The sequence below is a fragment of the Serratia sp. D1N4 genome (assembly GCF_054552755.1).
Window position 1 is genome coordinate 178,177 of record NZ_CM137274.1, and the last position, 23,926, is coordinate 202,102.

Genomic DNA, 23,926 nt, shown 5'->3' on the forward strand with positions numbered 1-23,926 from the left:
AAATGCAGATAAATAATGAATTACTAAGACAAATCCTATTGGAGAGGGAGAGGTTGAAAAACCCTCCTAAAGATACGGATAAATCATCTGGTGTTGGAATAGCCAGATTCATTGTGTCGTGTAATGATGTTTCTTCAGTATTGAGTCTAGCGAAAGAAATACTGTTAACCGTGAATAGTTATTCAACGCAAAGTTGGCCTTCTCTCGACGAATGGGCAAGTATCCTTCCATCTCGGTTTGTTGAGAATTGTTTACCAGAGCTAACTGAGGCTGAACAGAAAACACAAACCCAAAAATGGAATAGTCTCGCTTATGAAGAGAAGCTTACTGAAGCTTCTCATGACGATAAATGGACATTATCGTCATGGATATCTTGGCTTGAACCTGAGGGGAGGGAGTGGTTTTGGTGGAATGCGATATTGTTCGATCCACCGCTAAGTAATAGTCATTTCTTAATAGAAGTAACCGTTCTGGATTCCCCTTTTATGTCTGGTGCCTTAAAATGGTTATTTAAAGCTTGTGGTGCGATAGATGTGATTTCAGAGGATGATTTATAGAGATTAGGCTGTGTCCCTTAACCTCCCCACATATTTAGGGAAGCGGTTAAAATCTCTTGTAAGCGTCCAACGAAGGCCGTATTGACTAAGGTCGGGTAAGTTATTCCGTTGGCAGTGTTATACGCCACGGCAGGAGCTCACTGACCCAGTTTATCGGCCAGTCTGCAATCATATTCAGCACATGCCGTAGATAATGCTGATCAACTCCATTCAGGCGACATGTCCCCAGCAAGCTGTAGAGCAATGCCCCTCGCTCACCTCCGTGATCCGAGCCGAAGAACAGGAAGTTCTTGCGCCCCAGACTCACCATCCGCAAGGCATTCTCTGCGAGGTTATTGTCCACCTCGGCCCAACCGTCATCGGCATAATACGTCAGCGCTGCCCATTGGTTCGTAAGCGTCCGGTGATCTCATATTGCTAGCAAAACTCTGCTGCCACATGCTGCCTTCATTCAATACAACGAACCTGAGGCAAAATATGGCAAAACAGTATTCTCACAGTGAACGGCAACAACATCTCGACACCTGGCAACAGAGTGGATTGTCTAAAAAACACTATTGCCGACAGCATGACCTGAACGACGCACGATTTGCCCAGCGCTTTTCGTGACGTTTGCTACTGCCCGCAGCGTCAGTGCTGCTATCTGGCCAGCGAAGACGGCACCGTCTATCAATATCACCACGATCAGATCACCGTTCTTCATCAAGGGGACGAGCCGATTTGGTCTCTGGGTGTCTCGCCGGATGGCACTACGCTGGCCTTTGCGGAACGTCTGGGCAAAATTTATTTATTTGACTTGGAGCAGAGTCGGGTCGTTGAAACCACCGACTGTCGATTGCCAAAACGCCTCAAGTGGTTTGATAACCAGACGCTTTATATTTCTTACAGCGGTTCCATCCATAAAATCTTCTTTGATGAACAGTGGCAACATCATCTTGAATTTATCTGCCCTAATGACAACACGGTGGAGGACTTTGTTTTCATCGATGACTATATTGTTTTTATCACTTATAACCGCAGAATTTGGCTCTACGACCGTTTGTCCGCGACTCAGTTAGACAGCATCTATAACAGCGAGAACTATATGAAAAACATTATACATATCAACGACAATATATTTGCGACGTTAGGACGCTCAGGCTATCTTCAACAATACGAACTACATAATGAGCAGATAAAACTCGGCACACAGTTGAAGATGGTATGATACTCATGAACTTGTCGCAAAACACTTGCTTAATCTTATTGTTAGCATCCAATTTTTTCTCCTCGGTAGCCGTAAGCATAGGGATGTATATCATCCCTTGGTATATAAGTAATGAAGGTGAGCAACCCAGACTATTGGCGGTGATGGCTACAATGTCTTCATTAATACTTATCTTCATCACGCCATGGATCGGCATGCTGGTCGACAAGTTCAATAGGAAAAACCTGCTCACGGTACTCAATGTCATCATTTGCATCGCTTTCATACTGGCTATTTGCAGCCGGTATTTCTCTTTCAGTATTATGCTGCCTTTAGTTGTCTCCTATTTCGTCATTCAATTTTATTATGCTATCTTTTATATCGCTCGACAGGGGTTTATTAAAGATATATTCATCGGTGATTACCTATCACGAACCAACTCTCTTCTTGAGATGGAATCGCAAGCATCGACTTTGATCTCTGCGCTGTTAGTTATCTCTGTATCGTCATATTTGAACTATGACACTATTTTTGTGTTGCTGGTCGTGCTGATTGTCATCTCTCTGTTCATTCTGTTAACAATCCCTTACCAACGGCGCCCCCCTGTCAACACTCAGATGCCCAAACGTTCGCTCATTCAGTTCCAGCCAGAGAACCGGAATATCATTCTATATCTTCTGGTAGGTGCGGTACCCTTTGTCTGTATCATGGTGGTTAATGTCATTCAGGCTCCATTTATGCACGAAGTACTGCATGCCTCGATTGAATCTTACGTTTCCTTTGGCATTATTTATGGTCTGGGTGCCATTTTAGTTAGCCTGTTGTTGGGGTGGTTGGCCCCCAAATTCTCTGCGAGAAATTTGGTTCACCTCTTTACCGGCGGTTTCGCCTTGACGGTTCTACTGATCGCCAGCACTCCCACCTTACCAGTGATTTTATTCGGGGCTTTCTTCCTTGGTTTATTCAACTCTGCATCACGTATAAGCAGTCAGAATGTCGTTCTTACCGAAATAGACAGTGAAAAAATCGGGCGCGTTTTTTCTACCGGCCAGTTATTCACCTTGATTAACCGCGTGATTGCGACTGGACTGGTTGTTATCCTATTCCAGGAAAGTTACGAGTATGCTTGGTCCTATGTTCTGATTATCAGCGCCACCGCCCCTATCAGCTTAATGCTGTGGTCGTTTTATGCCAATCGACTACAGAAAATAAGGAGGTCGTAATGAATATCGCTATCGTGACAGGTAGCCATCGAAAGCAATCAAATTCCCGGAATGTGGCGAATTATATTGCCCACCAACTCCAGCAGAAAAATCACTTTGTCGATACGATCGATTTAGCTGAAATAAACCTTCCCCTATGGGACGAAGATGTGGAAACGAATGAGCAGAAATGGTCAGTGCTTAAAGAATGCCATGAACGGTTGAGCAATGTTGAAGCATTGATCATCGTCACCCCAGAGTGGAACGGCATGGCACCGCCGATGCTGAAAAACTTCTTACTGCTTTGCGAAGCAGAATATGTTGGCCATAAACCAGCGCTGTTGGTCAGCGTATCATCGGGTATGGGCGGCGCTTATCCGATCCATGAACTACGTAGTAGCGGCTATAAAAATAACCATATCTGCTATCTCCCAGACCATATTATCGTACGCTATGCCAACAATACGCTGAGAACCCCGCTTCCTGCTGACGACCATGAGCAGCTACTGCGCTCAAGGATCGACTACCAACTGAATCTGTTGCTGCACTATGGCGCGGCGTTGTCTCAAGTACGTGCTTCTGGCATCGTTGATTTTGAGCAATTCCGATACGGTATGTGACTTTTCTTTGAACGCCATACCTAAATGTGGCTGGACTTTGCCGAAGATCAGGCCCGGCGTCGCCAGCAGGTGTTCCTGCGTGACTGGCAGGAAAAGCTGGATCAGTTCCTGCAATTTAATGACCGCGAGGTTCTACAACGCGCAGGCACTGTCAGTAAGAAAATGGCAGATGAAAAAGCGCAGGCTGAATATATCCAATTTGCTGAGCAGCAACGGCGCTTAAAAGAAGCTGAAGAGGAAAAGGATATCGCCGGTTTGCTACAGTGGATAACCGACACCATGATCTGAACGGGCCATTCAATGGCCCGTTCAGATCTGTGACTAAGACGGCTTTTTAGTGAATTTGCGGTAACACCACTGGCTAAAGTCATCAACGTATAAAAATATCGCCGGGATCACCAGTAGGCTCAGCACGGTTGAGGTCAACAAGCCGCCAATCACGGCAATGGCCATCGGTGAACGGAAGCTGGGGTCGGCATTGCCCAGCCCTATCGCAATGGGCAACATACCTGCGCCCATGGCAACGGTGGTCATGATGATCGGGCGCGCACGTTTATGGCAGGCATCCATCAGCGCCTCTTGGCGCGGTTTGGCAGCTACAACTGGCCGCCCGTCGCTGCCATCATTGCCACGCCGCGCCACAATAGCGTACTCCACCAGCAGAATAGAGTTCTTTGTGGCAATCCCCATCAGCATAATCAACCCAATCAGCGAAGGCATTGACAAGCTTTGCCCAGCGACCAACAGGCCGACGAAGGCACCGCCCAAAGAGAAAGGCAGTGCGGCAAGGATGGTCACCGGGTGTAGGAAATGTTTGAACAGCAGCACCAACACGATGTAAATACAGAGGATGCCGATCAGCATGGCCAACCCAAAGCTGGCAAAGAGTTCGCCCATGGTTTCAGCATCACCTACTTCCACCACACTCACCCCGGCAGGCAAATTCTGTATTGAGGGGAGTTTTTTAACCTCATTTACCGCGGTACCTAACGGAACATTGGAAAGTTCGATCTCCAGATTGATATTGCGGGAGCGATCGTAGCGGTTGATCACCGCAGGCCCGCTTGCGATCGCGATATCGGCAACCTGGCTGAGCATCACCGGGCCTCTAGTACCGGGGATAATAAGACGTTTTAATGTTTCGATATCTTGCCGTGCTGCATCATCCAGTTTCACCACGATGTCCAGTTGCCTTTGGGGCAAATTCAGCTTTGGCAACGACATATCATAGTCCCCCAGCGTGGCGACCCGCAGCGTTTCCCCGATAGCGGCACTGCTGACCCCCAGATCGGCTGCGCGGGCAAAGTCAGGACGAATGACCACTTCCGGCCGGACGAGGCTGGCGGTAGACGCGATATTTCCCAACCCTGGAATCGTGCGCAAATCGCGCAGCACCGCCTGTTGGGCGGACGTCAGGCTGCGCGGATCTTCGCCACTCAGCACCAGAATATATTTCTCTCCAGATGCACCTAGGCCCACTTTGGTACGCACCCCGGGCAGTTGTACCAATAGATCGCGGATGCGTGCTTCAATGTGTTGTTTACGCTCCCTCTCACTGCGCGCAATGAGTTGGATGGTCAAGGTCGCATTACGCGGCTCCATCAGGGCGGAGGAGAAAGGGTCACCTCCCGCACTTCCGGCGCCAATAGTGGTATAGACGCTGCGTATTTCAGGTATCTGACGGAGCAACTGACGAGCCTGTTCAGCCATCGCTTCCGTCTGGGTTAACGTCGATCCTGGCGGCAGCTCAACAGACACTTGAGTTTGCGAGTTATCATCCGGCGGCATAAATCCAGAAGGTAGCAGGGGGATCAACATCAGCGATGCAATAAAGAATAGCCCGACAGAAAGCAGCGTTTTGACCTTATGATGAGTACACCAGTTGACGATGCGTAAATAACGGGTGAGCCAGGCCGGATCGCGATCGTTTGCCACCAGGGGCTTGAGCATATAAGCGGCCATCATTGGCGTAAGAATTCGCGCAACGACCAGCGAAGCAAAAACGGCGATCGACGCCGTCCAACCAAACTCTTTGAAAAATTTGCCTGCAATACCGCTCATAAACGCCGTAGGAAGGAAAACGGCGATCAGTGTAAAAGTGGTGGCAATCACCGCTAGGCCAATCTCATCAGCGGCTTCCATCGCAGCTTCATAGGGGCTTTTACCACTGCGCAAGTGGCGCACGATGTTTTCGATCTCGACAATCGCGTCATCAACCAGAACCCCGATCACCAACGACAGTGCCAGCAGACTGATCACATTGATCGAAAACCCCAGCAAGGCCATACCAAAAAAAGCCGGGATCACCGACATGGGCAGCGCCACTGCCGAAATAAACGTAGCCCGCCATTCGCGCAGGAAAAACCAGACGACCAACACCGCTAACAACGCGCCTTCATACAGCAGATTGAGTGACGAGTTGTACTCCGCTTTGACTGGGCTGACGAAGTCAAATGCTTGGGTGAAAATCAGATGCGGGTATTCCGCCTTAATTTTTTCCAACGCTTTTTCCACGGCGTCGCCAACTTCTACCTCGCTCTCCCCGCGGCTACGCACGATCTCAAACCCAACGACAGGCTTACCGTCAACAAAGGCAGAAGCGCGGACTTCAGCCACGGTGTCGGTGACGGTTGCAAGTTGATCGAGGCTAACGTAACGCCCATCGTTAAGCGGGATCTGTAGTGCAGCGATCTCCTTGGCGGAGTGTTGCCCCCCTAGGGTGCGGATAGTCTGTTCGCTGTTGCCGAGCTCCGCTCGTCCACTGGGGGCATCCTGCTGCACTAAACGCAATTGTTGCGAGATTTGTGCCGCGCTCAGCCCCAGACTTTGTAGCTTTAACGGATCGAGCACAACCTGGACCTGACGATTGACGCCTCCGACTCGTTTGACTGCCCCGACGCCGCGGATCGCCTGCAAGCTGCGCACCAGCTTGTTATCCACAAACCATGACAGTGCCTCTTCGTCCAAATGTTCTGAGCGCACCGCATACACCAGCACCGGCGTTCCGGCCAGATTGACGCGTTGTACAACAGGATCACGGACATCGCTGGGCAGGTCAGAGCGCACACCCTGTACTGCCGAACGCGTATCATCCACGGCTTCCTGGACAGGTTTCTCCAGTTGAAATTCCAGCGTCATAACCACGCTGCCTTCGGAGATCTTGGTATAGGTGTGTTTTAGCCCCTGTAGGGAAGCAACGGAGTCCTCCAGTTTGCGCGCCACGTCGTTTTCCAACTGTTCCGGCGAAGCGCCCGGCAAGGCGGCGCTGACGGTGACCATCGGTAACTCGATATCTGGAAACTGTTGGATCTTCATACTACGGAAACTGATGATCCCAGCGACGGTGAGTAACACAAACAACATAGCGGCGGGGATGGGATTACGTATAGACCAGGTAGAGAGATTCATTGTGCTGTTTCCCCTGTGGCGAGGGGGTTAACGCGCACTCTTTCGCCATGATTGAGGAAACTGGCACCGCTGGTAACGATGCGCATATCAGGCCGCAGGCCGGTGAGGATCTCAAATCGCCCCTGATATAGCTGACCCACTTCGACTTTAATTTCGCTGACGTTGCCCGTTTCATCAACGGCAAAAAGGTAGTGAAATCCTTCGCGTGAGACGAGAGCGGATTGTGAAACGGTGAGTGCCGATATTTCACCGACGTGGAACACCCCTTGGGCAAACATGCCCGCTTTTACCCCGAGCTGTTGTTGCTGCGTTGGGGTGATATCGACATAGACGATGGCGTTGCGTGTTTGCAGATCGAGTGCAGGGGCCAGGGCGCGGATGCGGCCAGTGAGCTCGGTTCCTGCTGTGGTGCGCAATACGGCACTCATACCCGGTTTGAGGTAGGGTAATTCTGCTGCGGTCAGTTCTGCGCGCCATTCCAGGCGCTCTTGACGGATCAGCCGGAATAACTCGTTGCCACGGTTGGCGACGTGACCAACAGTTGCGCTTCGCGATGAGATAATACCGTCGTCGGGAGCCAGAACGCGCGTTTTTTCCATACGCAACCGCTGGTATTGAACTTGCGCTTTCGCTTGTTGGACGCGAGCACGTGCTGTTTTATCGGCGGCGAGATATTGGTCGATCTGCAATTCGCTGAGTGCGCCGGTATTCTTCAGTTGGCGTGCACGTTGTGCATTAGTGCTGGCTTCGTCTTTATTTGCCTGAGCTTCTGCTAAAGCCGCCTCTGCTTGGGCAAGGTCAGCGGCGACTGTTTCGGGATCAAAACGCGCAAGAAGTTGGTCTTTACGCACGCGGTCGCCGACATTGACGTAAATATCAGCCAGGCGTAACCCATCAGCCTCACTACTGACGATCGCTTCCTGCCAGGCGGCAATATTACCGTTGGCGTTGATTTGGCGTGGTAAATTCTGTTGTTGGGGTATTTCGATATTAACGGTAAGTGCAGCCTGTTTCTCTGGCGGAGTATCACTCTGGGCTGGTTTGTTTGCACTTATTGTAAAGATAAAATAAGTGCTGATACCGATTATGAGGACAGCAGCGCCGAGAAAAATTCTATTTTTGTACCACGTCATTTTAATTATCAACCCAGTGGTGGTGATTGAAAAATCCATTTAATTCATCAGGATACTATGCCGCATTATCCGAAGAATCAATCGTTACGGCAATCAAGAAATATCTCAAAATCACACGTAGAGTTCCCACGACAAGAACAACACCCCATAGGTTATCTGATAGGGCAAGATTGTACTCCAGGTGAATTTATACCCGTCATACTTCAAGTTGCTTGGGTGTTGGTGGCGCCCAGTCACAGAGTTATCTATGCTCCTGGCGACTCGCAGACTGGCCGTCTACAAGCAACTCGAATTATTCTGGGTATAGTCTCCTGTTTTCTCAACGGGTATTGCAGGGCGTTTTCTTGATGATTACAGAGGTTGCATGAATTTAGCCGCTCAGATCCTGGTACAGACATAAATCGGAATCCCATCCGATTCCAGCACCATCATTTTTCTGCCTTCCCTATAGGTATCAATCGGCATACTCCATTTCTTTTCCCTTCTGCCCATCGGTTCCAGTAGTTTTTTCACCGAATCGGCGATCGTCGCTGGCGTGAAGACCATGAACGACTGGTCCTGATCCTGGGTGAAGAAAAAGGGAATTGGCTGTTCTATGTACAAGGCTTTTTTACCTGATTCACTGAGCTGCCCTAAAAAATTGAATTGCCCAGAGTTCCCCATCACTGAATATGTGGTCAAGGCATCGTAGGTGATGTCACGGTTGTGGAGATAAGCCTTATTCCAGCAGGTGAAGTGGCTGTTTTGATAGTTATAGAGAGAGTTTGCCAGCAGTGGTGAAAAAATAACCGCAAAGAATACTGGCCATAACATGGGCTTACGATATTTTTTCATCATTGTTATATTCGAAAAAGTAATGTGTTAAACACGAAGAGATACCCGACGAATTTTTGTTACAGATGTGGACTGACATTCGGGTATTCGCTGTATTGGCGGTGATATAAGCCACCTGACCGGGCTCACACGAGATCTTTTTTTCGTTCATAAAGGAAAGATAATACCCGTTGCTGTTTGGCATTTTTGGTGTTTTTGCAAATACCAAACACTGGTTAGCCTCTCCAATCTGGTGGTATGCAGAGAAGTAGTTCAATGTGCGCGTGACATTGTGGTACAGCTTCTGGCAAGTAAGCCAAAAGAATATAAGTGAAGCACTGACTATAATGAGATGCATTATCATGTATGGTTGTTTTATTTTACTGAACAGTAACGCCATCACTCCATTTCTAAATAGTTTTTCACTGTCTGCTAAAGGTTGTGCCTCCTCAGGTTTTTCTTCTACCTCATCTTCTACCTTATGGGGGGCTGTAGGTGGTTTAGATTCTGTTTCTTCAGCGACGAAGTCAGATTCTATTTCTTCTTCAACAAATGTTACTGTGCCAGAAAACTTTATCCCTTCTTTTGGCACGGTCTGAATGATATTGCCATGTAATCCAGCAGATCTCAGTCCTCGCCGCAGCAAAGAAATATTTTGATAGAACGCATTGGTGGTGACGTATTGTTTCTGGTTTTCCCATACCTGCTTAAAGAATTCTTGTTGGCTAATAACGGTATTTGGCTTTTGCAAGAGCAGCAGCAAGCATCTGCTGGCTGGCAGGTTGAGCGTGCTTTCTGAGCCTTTCCCATCTGCTGGGACTAATCGATGTTCATCAGGATAGAAAAAAATAGACTTATTAATAATGAATTTTTTGTTCATTTTCAGTCACGTAGTTGTTTTTAGGATTTTTCGCACTACTAATTATTATTGTAGCTTGAAAGTGTGAACTTACCACATGCTGAACTAGCATTTTAATAAAAGATTTTCGTATTATGCAGGTTTTTGGAGCAACTTAACCGCATATTCAGATGGTTCCTATCGCATGTATTATATTCGGGTGAAAAAAATAGGAGGTGAGGGCGATGAGCGAGTGTGAAGCCTACCTTATCTACCCTATGGAATAATCACGGCACTTTATGATTGAGTACGGCGCTGAGGTATAAGTTATGCGCGTTAGTCAAGGTCATTGTATTCACCAGTGCAATATGTCAACAAACCCTGTTGATTACCAGAGTATGTTTTCAACTTTGCAACCGGCAACCTCGGATTATAAACGAAGCCTGTTTTGAACCGTCAAAAACATTGACATATCTTCTATAAATGAAGGGTTATTTATAGGTTTTCGCGTTCTGATAATATCAGTAATTTTACGTGCGCCTAGTTTATGCAGTGCATTCCTCTTGTGTGTATAGACCGTTTTGATTGAAATATCTAAGAAGTCACTAATAAAAGCCGTGCTGTGGCCGTTCATAATATGCAATAGTATGTTTTTTTCACTGTTTGTCAGTTTTATATTATTGTAAGGGTGAATTTTTTTTCCTAGTAACACGCTGGAAATAGCCTGGCTGATATCTTCTATCTCTGACTTTTCATTGATGACGTGGCCAAAATTAAAGCTTGAATAGAATTTAATGAGGTGTTTAGGAGAGATAATAACAACTCCACCTCTATGATTCATAAACGAAAACAGGGAATAGGGTAAATAATCATATTGTGAAGTGTGAAAAACAAACGCACTGGCTTCATGTTTTATTTTGCTGTCAATAGATGAAGCATCTTTGTGAGAAATTAACTTGAGGGTGCAAAACTCTTTGTTTAAAACTGCCCGCAAGCCGATAAAAAAGTAATTATCATCAGTGATCAAATAAACAACCATAAAAACCTCCTTGATATTATACAAGTATTCCTTGTGATTTATTACCTGTGTTAAAGCTTGTACTAATTAATAATGAAGAGGTGCTCTCCAGAAATAAGGCGCCACATGCTGGCGACCTCTTTGGCTCGCCAGCATGCACGGCTTATCTTTTATGGCTGACAGACCGAGTCGAAGCGCTGCATCAGTTGTTGCTGGCTGCCTTTCGCCTGTGGCAGCAATCTGTACCGCACGCTGCATTGCATGCCGCTGCCTTCGCCCCATATGATGCGCAATTGTCCTTGTTCTACAGCCACGCGCGCATACAGTTGGCCCCCTTGCCCTACTGAGCCGACACTATTGCCTTTCTCGTCCACAACGTTGGCGCCAAACGGCACGGGTTCTCCCTGATAGGTTGTCATGATCAGGATCGGGATGCCCCGTTTGCTATCATATTTCACCTTCACCACCGCACCAGAATACGGCGCTACCTTCTGACTGGTGTTATCCAGTTCAATGTCTGTTGGCATACCATTCGGATCGATACTGACTTCGTTCATCTGATAGGCATTGAGGTAAGGCACTATCGCATAGCCGCGCGAGTCGATTCTGACGCCGGGATAAGATGATACGCTGGCACCTTGTGCGCCTTTGGCTTCCACCAGAGCGAAGGTGTCTGACGTATATGGCGTGAATGTCACACCGCCAGAGTGGCCAATCACCGTTCCATAAAGCCCGGCAGAAACGCTCTGGTAACCTTTGCCCGTACTGTAAGCTCCACTCAGCGCTGTGAACGGGCTGCGGTAATTGGTACTCAATGACCCGCTGGAACCCACGCCCTGATTGGCATTCATCGCCGTGACGCCATAGCTCAACTGATTTTCCACCCCGGCCGTACCAGACACGCTAACCTGCTGGCCATTACGTCCACTGTTGTCATGTGACAAATCCATGCGCAACTGAGGCGTGTGGATCTGGTCATTACGGCCCAACGGCAGGCTGAAACTCAGCAGATAGTTAGTCTGGGTTGTTCCCAGGCTGGAATAACTGCGGTTGATGCTGATGCCATACGACAGGCTTTTATAGTTGTTGTTGTAACCCACCTGGTACTGCTTCTCGATACCCTCTTTGTTCCAGTAGTTCTGTACCGATCCGCTGATATACAACTGCCCCCAACCCTCGGCCAACCCCTGGCCAGCGGTAACGGTGAATCGATTTTTGGCTCGCCACACGGAATCAGGTGAAAAACCTTTCGCTACCGCATCACGGGTCTGCATCGCGGTCATGAAATCCATATAACCACTGGTAGAGAAGCGGTACGCTGCTAACGACAGGTTACTGTTGGTTTCATTGATCATCTTGCTATAGCTCAGCTGATAGCTTTGCCCGCTGAGGCTATTATCTGGTTTATACCGGCTATCATCCGCCACTGGGCCTTTCCCCAGGTGCGTGCGAGCCTGGGTTACGTCGAAAGCCACTGCTCCCACCGGCAGACCGACCGCTGCGCCCAACTGCAACGCATAATAGTCTTGGCTGACTTGCAGACCACCGTAACCGGTAATGGCGTTGGTCAGCCCACGTTGGTAAGTGGCCTGATACAGTGTGGGTTTATCGCGGATATTATCGCTGCGTAATTCACCGGCGGTAATGGCATAGCGTGATGATCCTGGGCGCAGCAGTTGCGCGACCGACGCATAAGGGACCCGGAACGTTTGTTCAGTGCCGTCAGACTCACGCACGGTGACGTCCAAATCCCCACCGTACCCGGTCGGGTACAGATCGTTGATCAGGAACTCCCCTGGCGTTACGGTGGTTTCATACAGCACCTGCCCGCTCTGCCGCACGGTAACGCGGGCGTTGGTACGGGCAATTCCTCGGATATCCGGCGCATAACCACGCAGGGATTCCGGCAACATCCGCTCATCGCTGGCTAACTGAATACCGGAGAACGGCAAGGTATCAAAAATCTGCCCAGGGGTATTGGCTTGCCCGATTAGCACCCGACCCATAAGCTGCGGAATATCGCGTTGCAGATAAGTATTGATATTGCTGTATTGTTTCTGCCCGTTATTTGTCCAGTTATAGGAACCATTATGCCGTAAATACCAGCCATTCACGTTCAGCCCGGCATTCACTCCGGCGAATATTGAGCTGAAAGTATTACCTTGAGATTCGCTGGTATAACCATTGACGTTATAGCCGAGCAATAACGCCGGGACGCCACGATCCCATAATTCAGGGCTGACGGTACCACGAGCGGCGTTAAGCATATAAACCTGGGGAATAACGATATCCAGCCGCTGTTCATTACTGTCGTAGTTGACCTGTGCCTGTGGCAGCTTACGCTGCAGATCGATACACAGTTCACCACCGCTTTGTTGGCTTAGAAAATCTGCAGGCAATTTCTCGTAATTGAACGTAATATTTTTAATGATTTCGCTGGTCAGGCACGGATAGACAGATTTATCTTCCCGCGGCTTAAACTCAATATCGGTATTACTCACGAGTTGGTTGTTAACATACAAAGCGGTTTTATACACCCCAGGCAGCGCCGAAGAGCCGTTTGCGAAGCGACTGAGGTCAACCGATTTTCTATCATCAAGATTCAGGAAAGAAGCATCAAACTCCAGATTCTTTGCCAGCTCTTTTGGCGGGTTAACCACAACTTCAGCACTGGCGTTGCCCACGAAAAAAGTCGATAAGATAGCGATGGCCAGAGGGGAAAGCCTACTCTGGATGCCACATTGCCAATGTTTTGACATATAAAATTCCTTCAAGAACTTGTTCCCTGAGTAATGGCTACAATGTTGAATAAATATATTTATGTATGTTGGCGGTTTATTTCACGACAGCATCAAAGGTATTTACCGCGCCATAGTCATTAACAAAGGTGCCGGTTATCTGATTACCGGTCTTACCGGGCAGAGCAAACGTCTGGGTCGCGTGCGGGGCGATCATGTCGCCTTCAATTTCTTTCCCGTTCACGTTCAGGCTGACAAAAGACACGTAAAACGGCGTCGGGTTTGAGGCCAGTACGCTGTTGCCTTGGGCACGCCAGGTCACGGTTTTTGCGGCATCACTGGCATTGCCTGCCAGGCCCGCCGGACGATAGAACATCTTGATGCGCGAGCGGAAAGCCACCTGCAGCAGGTTCTCATCGGCCTTGGCCTGTTTCTTCGCCGGCACTTCCAACACGTTCAGCCAGAATATCGACTCCTTGTCGCTCGGCAGTGTGCCGCCGGTATAGCTGATGCGCAGGGTCTGGCCTTTGCCCTGCTCCACACGGTTCATCGGTGGCGTCAGTACAAACGGCACCTGAATAGCGGCAGGTTTGGCCGTGGTATCCCCGGTATCAATCCAGCTCTGAATCAGGACCGGTGACGGGCCGACATTCGTGAGTTTGACACTGACCTCTTTGGTATCAGACGGATAAATCACCCGGGTTCCGGAGATAACCACACTGGCCAGACTCTGGGCACTGAACAACGCAACGGCAGCCACGCTGAGCGCCTGCAACCTGTAACACGAGAAGAACGACATAAAAGACTCCTGGCAAACCGGTAAAACGGGAGGAGAATACTCTCCTCCCCGGCGCTCTTACTTATTTGTACTGAATGGAGTAAACCACGTTGCTGACTACCGTACCGGCGGTGGTTTTGCCATCGGCATAGTATTCAACGGCATACGGCAGGGTGGCGCTGCCGGTTGCAACATCAACGTAGGTGGTGTTGACTCTCTGGTTGCTGTTACCCACCTGGATCGGGGTCTGAGAGGCGGTAGAGGCGTCACGCAGTTGCAGGCTGACGTTGGTAGCACCGCCGCCCATGTTTTTCAGATGGCCGGTGGCCTGGTCAACGGAAGCCCCTTCTTCGAAGAAGGCGGAAGCCGTTTTCAGGGTGCCAGCACATTCGGTCAGCGCCATGGCGAAACCGGTACGGCCTGCAATCTGGGTGGCCGCAGTCAACTGGTTGGTCCCGATGGTTGGCAGGATCACGGTGGCATCAGCTGCCTGGCCGTCGACAATCACGTTACAGGTTGTCGCCGTCAGTTCACCTTTAAAGGTGATCGTGCCGGTAGAGGCCGCCTGAGCCATACCGACAGAGCCTAATACCATAGTCAGAGAGGCAGCGATTGCTAACTTTTTCATATATATTCCTATTTACTCACTAGTATTGTTAAGCCATTTTAATAATGCTTAAAACAGCAGGGGGGACATTCATATTCTCATGTGGGTAACACGATAATATTTATTGGTAATACAACGGCGTTACCACATGGTCATTTATGGCATAGCCAACACCTTTTACGTTGACAATAAAGCTGTCTGGCAAACCAATTAATTTGAGTTTTGCTCTTAATTCTTTAGTCGCTTGCCACAGGTGCTGGCTGGAAAAAGAGATGTTTTCGAGCAACTCCTCTCTTGATAATGCTTTTTTTTACCATGATGCATCAATAAAAAAACCAACAAATCCATTGCGGTATCATTTAATATTACTGTACAAAACAGTATTGTTTTTTCCGTTTTCTCCGTATAAATACGGACAAGTCTGCGGTTGGCAATGTCAAGCTGAATGTCATTATCAATAAGGAACCCGTAAAGACTACGCTCCATATAATTCTCAAGATATAGGCAGGGCAAACTCTTGTGAAAAATTACCACTCCGTGTGATGCTCTATTATAGAATCAGATTGATCTGAATCAACCCGGCTCACCGACTAAGGGAGCGAGGACGGCATCAAAGAGATGTGGTTTTTATCACTTAGTAATAAACATAAGCCAGCATCTTCAACTGTTTTTTTGTTTTTTAATAGCCTGCAGTGTTGATATTTTAATATAAAACCTAAAGTAGTTTTAAATTCTTTTTTTCACATCAAAACAAGTAAAAAATCTGTTCAATATTAGGCTAACGCTTATGGCACCGCTGTTCTTCAGTACATATAGCGCATGTTGCCTCTGTTTCCATCTTATCTTGCTGTCTTGTCTTGCTGTTGAGGTAAATGTTAGGAAAAAACTCAGAAATAGCCTAATGAACTCTTCTTATTTCTTTTTAATAAAACCAGTAAATCCGTCGTAAAGCGCCCCTTCGGGAGTGAAAATAGAAAGTTATCTCAAAAAATACTCTAATGGAATCATATGTTTTTGTTGCTTGTTTTTATTAAGATTTCTTTAGGTCAGGGGGATTGGCAAGAGAATAATTTAAATAGGAAATGCCTTGTTTATTGGTTTGTGAAGCTTACTTTTATCCATTAGGGAATAGGGGGGTGTTCTTACTTTCGGGTGAACACACTAAAACATCATGAACTGAGCCATTTTTTGTTTTAGTGCTGCTGTTGTTCAGTCGTTTTTCTGGAATAACCGGTTGGGCAGCTCTTTTATACCGGGGTGGGGATGACCCTGATTGATATAAATGGACTCAGAGAGGCATTGCGAAGGGTAATATGCACGCAACAGGCTGGTTTTATCCTATTGGTGTCGACATTGGGGAGCGTTTTTTGGTGGTGGAACGCTGCAAACAGGGGTTTTTTAATGACACTGAGAGAAAATGGCATCGTGGCACCAGATGTTATATCGGTCTGATGAGCACTTTCCTATTTAAACTGTTTACTTGTTTTTTTCTGACCAACCCAAAAATCTTAATAAAAATAAATTTCAATAAAAACAACATATTAATTTTTTCTGTGGGGTTTTTTCTCTTGAATGATGAGTGGCTATGCCGGAAAGTCTGCCTGGCACAGTTGTTTTATTAAAAAGAAATAAGAAGAGTTCATTAGGCTATTTCTGAGTTTTTTCCTAACATTTATCTCAACAGCAAGACAAGAGTGAAACAGAGGCAACATGCGCTATATGCACTGAAGAACAGCGGTGCCATAAGCGTTAGCCTAATGTTGAACAGGTTTTTTACTTGTTTTGATGGGAAAAACAGAATTTAAAACTACCCAAGGTTTTATAATGAAATATGAACATTGCAGACTATAAAGAAGCAGAAATTTAGTTAAAGATGCTGATTTATGTTTATCGTTAAGTGATAAAAACCACATTCCTTTGATGCCGTCCTCGCTCCCTTAGCCAGTGAGCTGGGTTGATTCAGATCAATCTGATTCTATAATAGAGCATCAAACGGAGTGGTAATTTTTCACAAGAGTTTGTCCCGCCTATATCTTGAGAAATTATATGGAGAATAATCTTTACGGGTTCCTTATTGATAATGATATTCAGCTTGATATTGCCAACCGTAGACTTGTCCGTATTTATACGGAGAAAACGGAAAAAACCATGCTGTTTTGTGCAGTAATGTTAAATGATATCACCATGGAACTGTTGGTCTGTTTATTGAACCAGCATGGCAAGAATAAAATATTATCAAAAGAGGAACTGCTCGAAAACATCTGGGAGAGGAACAATATTTCTTCCTCCAGTCAACGCCTGTGGCAGGCGATTAAAGAATTAAGAGCGAAACTTAACGTAGTCGGTCTGCCAGATGACTTTATTGTCAATGTAAAGGGAGTCGGTTACTCCTCAAATGGCCATGTGGTAACACCTTTATTTTATTAAAAAATCCATACCATTATCAATGCGATAATATAAATCGACTCGTGGGATATGGATGTCATCCTGCTGTTTTAATTATTATTAAAATGGCTTAACAACACTAGTGAGTAAATAGGAATATATATGAAAAAGTTAGCAATCGCTGCCTCTCTGACTATGGTATTAGGCTCTGTCGGTATGGCTCAGGCGGCCTCTACCGGCACGATCACCTTTAAAGGTGAACTGACGGCGACAACCTGTAACGTGATTGTCGACGGCCAGGCAGCTGATGCCACCGTGATCCTGCCAACCATCGGGACCAACCAGTTGACTGCGGCCACGCAGATTGCAGGCCGTACCGGTTTTGCCATGGCGCTGACCGAATGTGCAGGCACCCTGAAAACGGCTTCCGCCTTCTTCGAAGCAGGGGCTTCCGTTGACCAGGCCACCGGCCATCTGAAAAACATGGGCGGCGGTGCTACCAACGTCAGCCTGCAACTGCGTGACGCCTCTACCGCCTCTCAGACCCCGATTCAGGCGGGCAACAGCAACCAGAGAGTCAACACCACCTACGTTGATGTTGCAACCGGCAGCGCCACCCTGCCGTATGCCGTTGAATACTATGCCGATGGCAAGACCACCGCCGGTACGGTAGTCAGCAACGTGGTTTACTCCATTCAGTACAAATAAGTAAGAGCGCCGGGGAGGAGAGTATTCTCCTCCCGTTTTACCGGTTTGCCAGGAGTCTTTTATGTCGTTCTTCTCGTGTTACAGGTTGCAGGCGCTCAGCGTGGCTGCCGTTGCGTTGTTCAGTGCCCAGAGTCTGGCCAGTGTGGTTATCTCCGGAACCCGGGTGATTTATCCGTCTGATACCAAAGAGGTCAGTGTCAAACTGACGAATGTCGGCCCGTCGCCGGTCCTGATTCAGAGCTGGATTGATACCGGGGATACCACGGCCAAACCTGCCGCTATTCAGGTGCCGTTTGTACTGACGCCGCCGATGAACCGGGTGGAGCAGGGCAAAGGCCAGACCCTGCGCATCAGCTATACCGGCGGCACACTGCCGAGCGACAAGGAGTCGATATTCTGGCTGAACGTGTTGGAAGTGCCAGCGAAGAAACAGGCCAAGGCCGATGAGAACCTGCTGCAGGTGGCTTTCCGCTCGCGCATCAAGATGTTCTATCGTCCGGCGGGCCTGGCAGGCAATGCCAATGATGCCGCAAAAACCGTGACCTGGCGTGCCCAAGGCAACAGCGTACTGGCCTCAAACCCGACGCCGTTTTACGTGTCTTTTGTCAGCCTGAACGTGAACGGGAAAGAAATTGAAGGCGATATGATCGCCCCGCACGCGACCCAGACGTTTGCTCTGCCCGGCACAGCCGGTAATCAGATAACCGGCACCTTTGTTAATGACTATGGCGCGGTAAATACCTTTGATGCCCTGATTAAATAATGTTCAGTCCATTCGACAAGCCAAAAGGTTGTTGGCGTATTGCGGGGCGAGCAACGCGAGTTATTTACGTCGATCAATGACCAACGCATTACCACTATTTTCCTTTCTGGTAAGAACGGCATAAAGAGCCAGAAAGAGGGCAATGACTTATGAAATGTTCGATAAATAAAACCCTGGGCCTTTTGAGTGGATTAATGCTGAGCGTTATCAGTTCCAGTAGCTGGGCCACCGTGAGTTGTACGTTCGCTGCTGGCTCAACGCAAACTGAAGCCGTGCCATTGAACCCAGCGGCGATTTCTGCCGGGGCCGATATTCCCGTGGGGACGATTCTCTATCAGGGAACCTGGGTGATGAAAATGATCCCTATGCCGTGTACATGGGCACAAAGCGATGTCGGCAAATCATTCTGGTACAACAGTTCAACGGTGATTACCAATACGCCATTCCCCCTCAGCGGTTTGACGACCGGCCCATTTGCTGGTGCAGTTTATCAGACCAATATTCCGGGCATAGGTGTGGTCATTTCACGAGATTCTAATGGCAGTCCCGTAACAACAACCAGAATGATTGCTGCTGATGTGGAAAAAGTAATTAAGCAGGTAACCACAGAGCTAGGCGGGCGCTATGATTTCGCGGGTTCAATACGTTATATCTCATTAATTAAAACCGGTCCTATTACGCCAGGGAACTATACTTTTAGCGGTGCAAACATCCCGAGTATCAGGAGCAGTATTGAACCTGCGGCGTATGGCCATACTGGTTCGGCAACGGTAACCGGGTTCCCGTTTACGTTTTATAATGTCAGCTTTCAAGGTAACCTGACGGTATCAACTCAAACTTGTATGACCCCGGACGTCTCTGTTGCCATGGGGACGTATAATCTCAATGAGGATTTCAGTGGGTTAAATACCACCACGCCTTGGGTTGATGCTTCAATTGCCCTGACCAATTGCCCGAGATTCTACGGTTTTTATAACAACACCAATACGACGTTGCTAATGGATTACGGCACGGGAACCAGTAACGTAACCACTTCACTCAATAACACCATTGGCGTGAGACTAACCCCGATCACCACGGTCACTGATTCTGGCAATGGCATTATGGCGCTCGATTCGACGTTATCCGGGGCGGCATCAGGCGTCGGGATACAGCTTGGTTGGGGAGAGAGCAGCCAAACGCCGACCCTGTTTAACTTTGCATCAGAATACCCGATGACGCTGCCGAAAGACGGTAGCCCGACCCTACGTATTCCATTGGCCGCTCGCTATATTCAAACGGCGGCAAACCCGACACCGGGCCATGCGAATGGCAAAGTTGTTTTCCTGATTAATTATTATTAATCGATAATATACAACACCAAAATTAAGTAGGGCCACCACCGATAGGCTCAGCGTTATTCGACAGAATTAAATAAGTTAGGAAATTTATATAGATGAAGAATATAACCAGAAATTTTATTGGGTTTATTACGGCTGCTTTAAGTATAGTGATAAGCCCGTCCGTCATGTCTGCGGGGAACTGCGAATTAGCCAGTTCGTCACCCGCCGCTATTACGGCAACATTGCCATTAACACCGGCTAACATCACTGCGGGCCCGGACTTACCTGATGGCACCATACTCTATACTGGCTATTTTAAACCCACGGTCCAGCCTGTTATTATCTGTACCCCAACTTCGTCAGGCGTATATTCTTTCAACAAGTATTTGAAAATACTCAGCGCACCAACGGCGTTATCAGGTTGGACTAACAGTAAGTTTACTCATGTGTATGCAAGCGGTGTGGCGGGTGTCGGGATTGTTATCTGGAAAGGCTCAGTGGGAATAGCGCCGACTCCGTACGTTGTACAGAGCTATGGTACCACCGGCACCGTAGGTAAGACCGCCTCCTATAATATCGACACAAGTTTCTCATTTGGCTTGATAAAAATTGGCAATATCACGCCGGGTTCGATCAATGGGGCCAATTTCCCTACCGTGGTATCTGCAGTTACCAACAACACCGGTGTGCTGAACCTGCCACCCGATCTGACGATGGCGACAATCAAATTCAGTGGCACCGTCAATGTGGTGTCAAAAACCTGTACTACGCCTGATGTGAACGTCTCTTTAGGAACTTACGAGACCCACAACTATTTCCGGCAGATAGGCTCCACAACGCCATGGGTGGATGCCTCAATTACATTAACGGACTGCCCGCGTTTTTACGGTTACTACGGTACGAGTAATGAAATCACCATCACTAATGCGGGAGGACAGACTGTTCCGGCACCTACCGCCAATACTCTGAAGGTATCCATGCAGCCGACAACTTCGGTTCTTGATGCAACTAACGGGATTATGGCGGTCAATTCCTCCGACAGTAGCACCGCAGCCACGGGCGTAGGGATACAAGTCGGCTGGGGTGAGGCATCAGGAACGCCTATCCCCTTTAATTTTAACGGCATGACCTATACGCCTTCGAACAGCGGTGTCAGTACGGTGAGAATTCCACTGGCTGCCCGCTATATACAACAAAATGCGCAAGTCACTCCAGGGCGTGCTGATGGTAAGACGGTTTTTCTGATTAATTATTACTGAAGGCTTTGCCGCATTAACGAAATGAGGCCGGGAAGGCGTTGTTGGCCGGGTTCGGGATGGCCTTTAAGCGTGAAACCCCAGCGCCGACAGCGATCACCTGGCCAATAATCTCGTGGCCTGGCACCAGTAGATAGGTCGCTCTGCCCCAGTCATTCTGCACATGATGCAGATCAGAGTGGCAAACGCCACAGTAGAGAATTTGAACCACAACATCGTTGGCCCGTGGGTCGCGGCGAATAAAGCGATGTGGAACCAGCGCTTCTTTGGCTGCCATGGCAGCGTAACCAAGTACATTCATCGACATGTTGATGCCTCTTCGGATCGGGGTGCGCAGACAACGCGCAGGGTTTGACGTTAATCAGTCAAGGTTAACAGCGCGTTATCCTTAAGAATAGTCAGAGTAATCAGCATGAGCTTATGCGCTGAACTCATAAGCTGTGATAGGGCTTTACAGCGAAAGGATTCACGCAATAGCCAGAAAACGTAGGAGTAGTCTGATTCATGGCGTACAGGGTGGAGTTGCCCGCGTTAGCCTCTAGCGATGGTCTATAGTTACCGCTCAGGACGACGGGCCGAGAGGGAAGATATGCGCTTTATCGTTATCAGGCATGCAGAATCACAATGGAACCGGGAAGGGATCATCCAGGGGCAGCTCGATAGCCCGGTGACGCCACATGGGCACCGGCAGATTGCGGCGCTGATGGCCGCGCTGAAAGACATTCCCTTTACCCAATTTTTCAGCTCGCCTTCGGGGCGGGCGATGACCACCGCACAGGCATTGGCGGCACACTGCCAGTGTGAGGTCAGCAGCGATGCGCGATTATATGAACAGCACTTTGGTTACCTGCAGGGCCACCCCTATCATCAGGCGATGCGTAATCACCCCGAGACCTTTTCGCGTATTTTTGCCGGTGAGCCGACGGCCGCAGCCCCAGAAGGCGAATCGGCAATGGACGTTGCCCAGCGAATGGTCGCTTTCTTTCAGGGGTTTCCTCCTTCCCAGCGCGGCACCTTTGGCGTTGTGACGCATGGCCATGCATTGCAGGCGCTGATTTGGCAACTGAAGGGCAGTGATTGGATGGAGGATATCAGCAAATACGGCCACCCCAGCTGTGGCTATTCCGTGCTTGAAGCGAGTCATGGGCGGCTGCAATTGCAAAGCTGGGGCGTGGCGACACATTTGCGATCGTTGCATCCGGCACCTATTTGACGACTTCAACAGAGTGTATCGAAAGACGCTTTTCTTTTAATTGATGCGTTTACTCTTTGTAAAATTCGGAAAAGATTATTAATATTTGGTCACTGCTTGTGGCAGTGAGAGGCACCTTTGCCTTTCTTGGGAAATTGAATATTAACGAGGGAAAACACACTGTGAAAAATATTTTCTTTTTTGAGGCGATGTTGACGCCAAAAATCATCACTTTCGTTTATTGGCTCAGCTTACTGGGGATTGTCGTCGGCGGCGTTGGGCTGATGATTTATGGCGAATTTTTCCGTGGCCTGCTGGGCTTGATCATCGGTGGCGTGTTCACCCGCGTTTGCTTTGAAATGGTTATTATTGCGTTTAAAAATAACGAGTACCTGCGCAAAATTGCCGAAAAACCGTAATATCGTACGTCATCAGCGCCGGGAATAGCCCGGCGTTGGCGTTATTTCTTCTCGCCCGCCTTGGCTTTTATCCATTATCCATTTTGTATCATTAATGTTATTACGAATAATATGGCTGTTAATCATCATCAGCTGATGTTGCGTGCCGGGTTCACCCCAATTTATTACCGGAGTGAATCAATCACTATCTTTAAGTAAAACCGTGTAGGGCAAACGCATCATCCTTGGGATGGTAACCGAGCAGGTGCGTGGTTTCCTCCAGCGATAGCCTTTTATAGTGATTGTTGGAAATGCCATGCACCACGGCATGCTGTACATCCGCTACCCGAATGCAGCGATCGAGCAGATTGGCCGCATCCCGATGGCTGAGAAATGCGCTCATGTCGCGGGCGCTGATGCGTTGGTTGGTCGCCAGCGTCGTTAAGTTGGCAATCCGCACCGACAGTGCCGAAAGCCCTTCCTGATGGGCAAAATAGGCGGCAATCCCCTCCCCAAAGGCCTTACTGAGGCCGTACAGATTCTTTGGCTTCGGCGCATCTGCCGGGCGCACTTGATAATCCAGCGGATAGCCCTCAACGACCTGCGCACAACTGGCGAAGACCACGCGCTTGCAGCCCGCATCTTTTGCCGCCCGGAAAATATTGAATGTGCCAAGAATATTGTTTCTCATCAGTGAGGTACAGAAATCCGCATTGGGTGAAGGATCGGCCGCCAGATGTAAAACGGTATCGATATTGGTACAAGCGATGCGGCAGGCCTGGATATCGGTGATGTCAAACACCAGCGCTTCATCATCGGGGCGCACATCGGTCAGTAGACCCGGTTCTTTTTCTGCCAGCCGAAAAAGATAACGGTCGGCAGCCAATTGCCTGAAAGCCATTGCAACCCGGCCGCCTGCGCCGGTGATTAAAATCCGCCCAATCTCTGTACGTAAAGCCATGGTTACGGCTGTCCCTAAAACAAATACGCAGGGCATCATTAAT

General features: G+C 48.4%; 22 protein-coding genes and 3 pseudogenes. 13 read left to right on the forward strand and 12 right to left on the reverse strand.

The genetic code is table 11. The features are described from left to right. Positions 1-2: 2 nt before the first annotated feature. The gene (locus ACX1CU_RS00770) at positions 3-557 is read left to right on the forward strand and encodes a hypothetical protein (protein ID WP_459400775.1); all 555 of its coding nucleotides are present in this window, start codon (positions 3-5) and stop codon (positions 555-557) included. Positions 558-657: 100 nt separating this feature from the next. Here ACX1CU_RS00770 and ACX1CU_RS00775 read toward each other — a convergent pair. Then, positions 658-948, reverse strand: a pseudogene (locus tag ACX1CU_RS00775) (IS66 family transposase); the annotation flags it as partial. A gap of 86 nt (positions 949-1,034) precedes the next feature. Here ACX1CU_RS00775 and tnpA point away from each other — a divergent pair. The 5 genes and pseudogenes from tnpA to rhuM form a co-directional block, all read left to right on the forward strand. Further along, entirely contained in the window at positions 1,035-1,166 is a 132-nt protein-coding gene (gene tnpA, locus ACX1CU_RS00780; protein WP_459400776.1) for an IS66 family insertion sequence element accessory protein TnpA, read from the forward strand. Further along, entirely contained in the window at positions 1,147-1,764 is a 618-nt protein-coding gene (locus tag ACX1CU_RS00785) for a WD40 domain-containing protein (protein ID WP_459400777.1), read from the forward strand. Before tnpA ends, ACX1CU_RS00785 begins: the two co-directional genes overlap by 20 nt. Positions 1,765-1,769: 5 nt before the next feature. Continuing rightward, positions 1,770-2,966 carry an MFS transporter gene (locus ACX1CU_RS00790; protein WP_459400778.1) on the forward strand — a complete coding sequence of 399 codons (1,197 nt, stop codon included), beginning with the start codon at positions 1,770-1,772 and terminating at the stop codon, positions 2,964-2,966. Beyond that, positions 2,966-3,565 carry an NADPH-dependent FMN reductase gene (locus ACX1CU_RS00795; protein WP_459400779.1) on the forward strand — a complete coding sequence of 200 codons (600 nt, stop codon included), beginning with the start codon at positions 2,966-2,968 and terminating at the stop codon, positions 3,563-3,565. Before ACX1CU_RS00790 ends, ACX1CU_RS00795 begins: the two co-directional genes overlap by 1 nt. Before the next feature lie 24 nt (positions 3,566-3,589). Then, positions 3,590-3,853 (forward strand): annotated as a pseudogene (gene rhuM / locus ACX1CU_RS00800) (RhuM family protein); the annotation flags it as partial. A gap of 33 nt (positions 3,854-3,886) precedes the next feature. Here the strand turns inward: rhuM and ACX1CU_RS00805 are convergent. The 9 genes from ACX1CU_RS00805 to ACX1CU_RS00845 form a co-directional block, all read right to left on the reverse strand. Continuing rightward, the gene (locus tag ACX1CU_RS00805; RefSeq protein WP_459400780.1) at positions 3,887-6,973 is read right to left on the reverse strand and encodes an efflux RND transporter permease subunit; all 3,087 of its coding nucleotides are present in this window, start codon (positions 6,971-6,973) and stop codon (positions 3,887-3,889) included. Next, a complete protein-coding gene (locus ACX1CU_RS00810) occupies positions 6,970-8,145 on the reverse strand; it encodes an efflux RND transporter periplasmic adaptor subunit (protein WP_459400781.1) in 1,176 nt (391 codons plus the stop codon). The genes ACX1CU_RS00805 and ACX1CU_RS00810 overlap by 4 nt, the downstream gene beginning before the upstream one ends. Before the next feature lie 339 nt (positions 8,146-8,484). After that, positions 8,485-8,943, reverse strand: a complete 459-nt coding sequence (locus ACX1CU_RS00815; protein WP_459400782.1) for a hypothetical protein — start codon at positions 8,941-8,943, stop codon at positions 8,485-8,487. Then, complete coding sequence (locus ACX1CU_RS00820; RefSeq protein ID WP_459400783.1) at positions 8,924-9,799, reverse strand: winged helix-turn-helix domain-containing protein; 876 nt, start codon at positions 9,797-9,799, stop codon at positions 8,924-8,926. The genes ACX1CU_RS00815 and ACX1CU_RS00820 overlap by 20 nt, the downstream gene beginning before the upstream one ends. A gap of 388 nt (positions 9,800-10,187) precedes the next feature. Then, positions 10,188-10,796 (reverse strand): helix-turn-helix domain-containing protein, encoded by a 609-nt coding sequence (locus ACX1CU_RS00825; RefSeq protein ID WP_459400784.1) that lies wholly within the window; start codon positions 10,794-10,796, stop codon positions 10,188-10,190. A 149-nt stretch (positions 10,797-10,945) separates the two neighbouring features. After that, entirely contained in the window at positions 10,946-13,534 is a 2,589-nt protein-coding gene (locus tag ACX1CU_RS00830; protein WP_459400785.1) for a fimbria/pilus outer membrane usher protein, read from the reverse strand. Between the two features lie 76 nt (positions 13,535-13,610). Beyond that, positions 13,611-14,312 carry a fimbria/pilus periplasmic chaperone gene (locus ACX1CU_RS00835; protein ID WP_459400786.1) on the reverse strand — a complete coding sequence of 234 codons (702 nt, stop codon included), beginning with the start codon at positions 14,310-14,312 and terminating at the stop codon, positions 13,611-13,613. A gap of 61 nt (positions 14,313-14,373) precedes the next feature. Next, positions 14,374-14,919: a fimbrial protein gene (locus ACX1CU_RS00840; RefSeq protein ID WP_459400787.1), complete on the reverse strand. Its 546-nt coding sequence runs from the start codon at positions 14,917-14,919 to the stop codon at positions 14,374-14,376. Between the two features lie 100 nt (positions 14,920-15,019). After that, complete coding sequence (locus ACX1CU_RS00845) at positions 15,020-15,184, reverse strand: hypothetical protein (protein WP_459400788.1); 165 nt, start codon at positions 15,182-15,184, stop codon at positions 15,020-15,022. Between the two features lie 1,760 nt (positions 15,185-16,944). Between ACX1CU_RS00845 and ACX1CU_RS00850 the strand changes: the two genes are divergently transcribed. The 5 genes from ACX1CU_RS00850 (at position 16,945) to ACX1CU_RS00870 (ending at position 21,335) form a co-directional block, all read left to right on the forward strand. Beyond that, positions 16,945-17,325, forward strand: coding sequence for a winged helix-turn-helix domain-containing protein (locus tag ACX1CU_RS00850; protein ID WP_459400789.1), 381 nt, complete (start codon positions 16,945-16,947; stop codon positions 17,323-17,325). A 120-nt stretch (positions 17,326-17,445) separates the two neighbouring features. After that, a complete protein-coding gene (locus ACX1CU_RS00855; protein WP_459400790.1) occupies positions 17,446-17,991 on the forward strand; it encodes a fimbrial protein in 546 nt (181 codons plus the stop codon). Between the two features lie 61 nt (positions 17,992-18,052). Beyond that, the gene (locus ACX1CU_RS00860) at positions 18,053-18,754 is read left to right on the forward strand and encodes a fimbria/pilus periplasmic chaperone (protein ID WP_459400791.1); all 702 of its coding nucleotides are present in this window, start codon (positions 18,053-18,055) and stop codon (positions 18,752-18,754) included. Positions 18,755-18,948: 194 nt separating this feature from the next. Beyond that, positions 18,949-20,097, forward strand: coding sequence for a fimbrial protein (locus ACX1CU_RS00865; RefSeq protein WP_459400792.1), 1,149 nt, complete (start codon positions 18,949-18,951; stop codon positions 20,095-20,097). A gap of 92 nt (positions 20,098-20,189) precedes the next feature. After that, positions 20,190-21,335 (forward strand): fimbrial protein, encoded by a 1,146-nt coding sequence (locus ACX1CU_RS00870; RefSeq protein ID WP_459400793.1) that lies wholly within the window; start codon positions 20,190-20,192, stop codon positions 21,333-21,335. A 61-nt stretch (positions 21,336-21,396) separates the two neighbouring features. On the opposite strand, the pseudogene ACX1CU_RS00875 reads toward ACX1CU_RS00870, so the two are convergent. Then, positions 21,397-21,639: pseudogene (locus ACX1CU_RS00875) on the reverse strand (alcohol dehydrogenase catalytic domain-containing protein); the annotation flags it as partial. A 282-nt stretch (positions 21,640-21,921) separates the two neighbouring features. Here ACX1CU_RS00875 and ACX1CU_RS00880 point away from each other — a divergent pair. Together ACX1CU_RS00880 and ACX1CU_RS00885 are read left to right on the forward strand one after the other, a co-directional pair. Then, on the forward strand, positions 21,922-22,545 hold the full coding sequence (locus tag ACX1CU_RS00880) for a histidine phosphatase family protein (protein WP_459400794.1): 624 nt from the start codon (positions 21,922-21,924) through the stop codon (positions 22,543-22,545). 161 nt (positions 22,546-22,706) lie between these two features. Continuing rightward, positions 22,707-22,943 (forward strand): DUF4282 domain-containing protein, encoded by a 237-nt coding sequence (locus tag ACX1CU_RS00885; protein WP_459400795.1) that lies wholly within the window; start codon positions 22,707-22,709, stop codon positions 22,941-22,943. Positions 22,944-23,133: 190 nt separating this feature from the next. On the opposite strand, the gene ACX1CU_RS00890 is transcribed toward ACX1CU_RS00885, so the two are convergent. Continuing rightward, a complete protein-coding gene (locus ACX1CU_RS00890) occupies positions 23,134-23,883 on the reverse strand; it encodes an NAD-dependent epimerase/dehydratase family protein (protein WP_459400796.1) in 750 nt (249 codons plus the stop codon). Positions 23,884-23,926 lie beyond the last annotated feature (43 nt).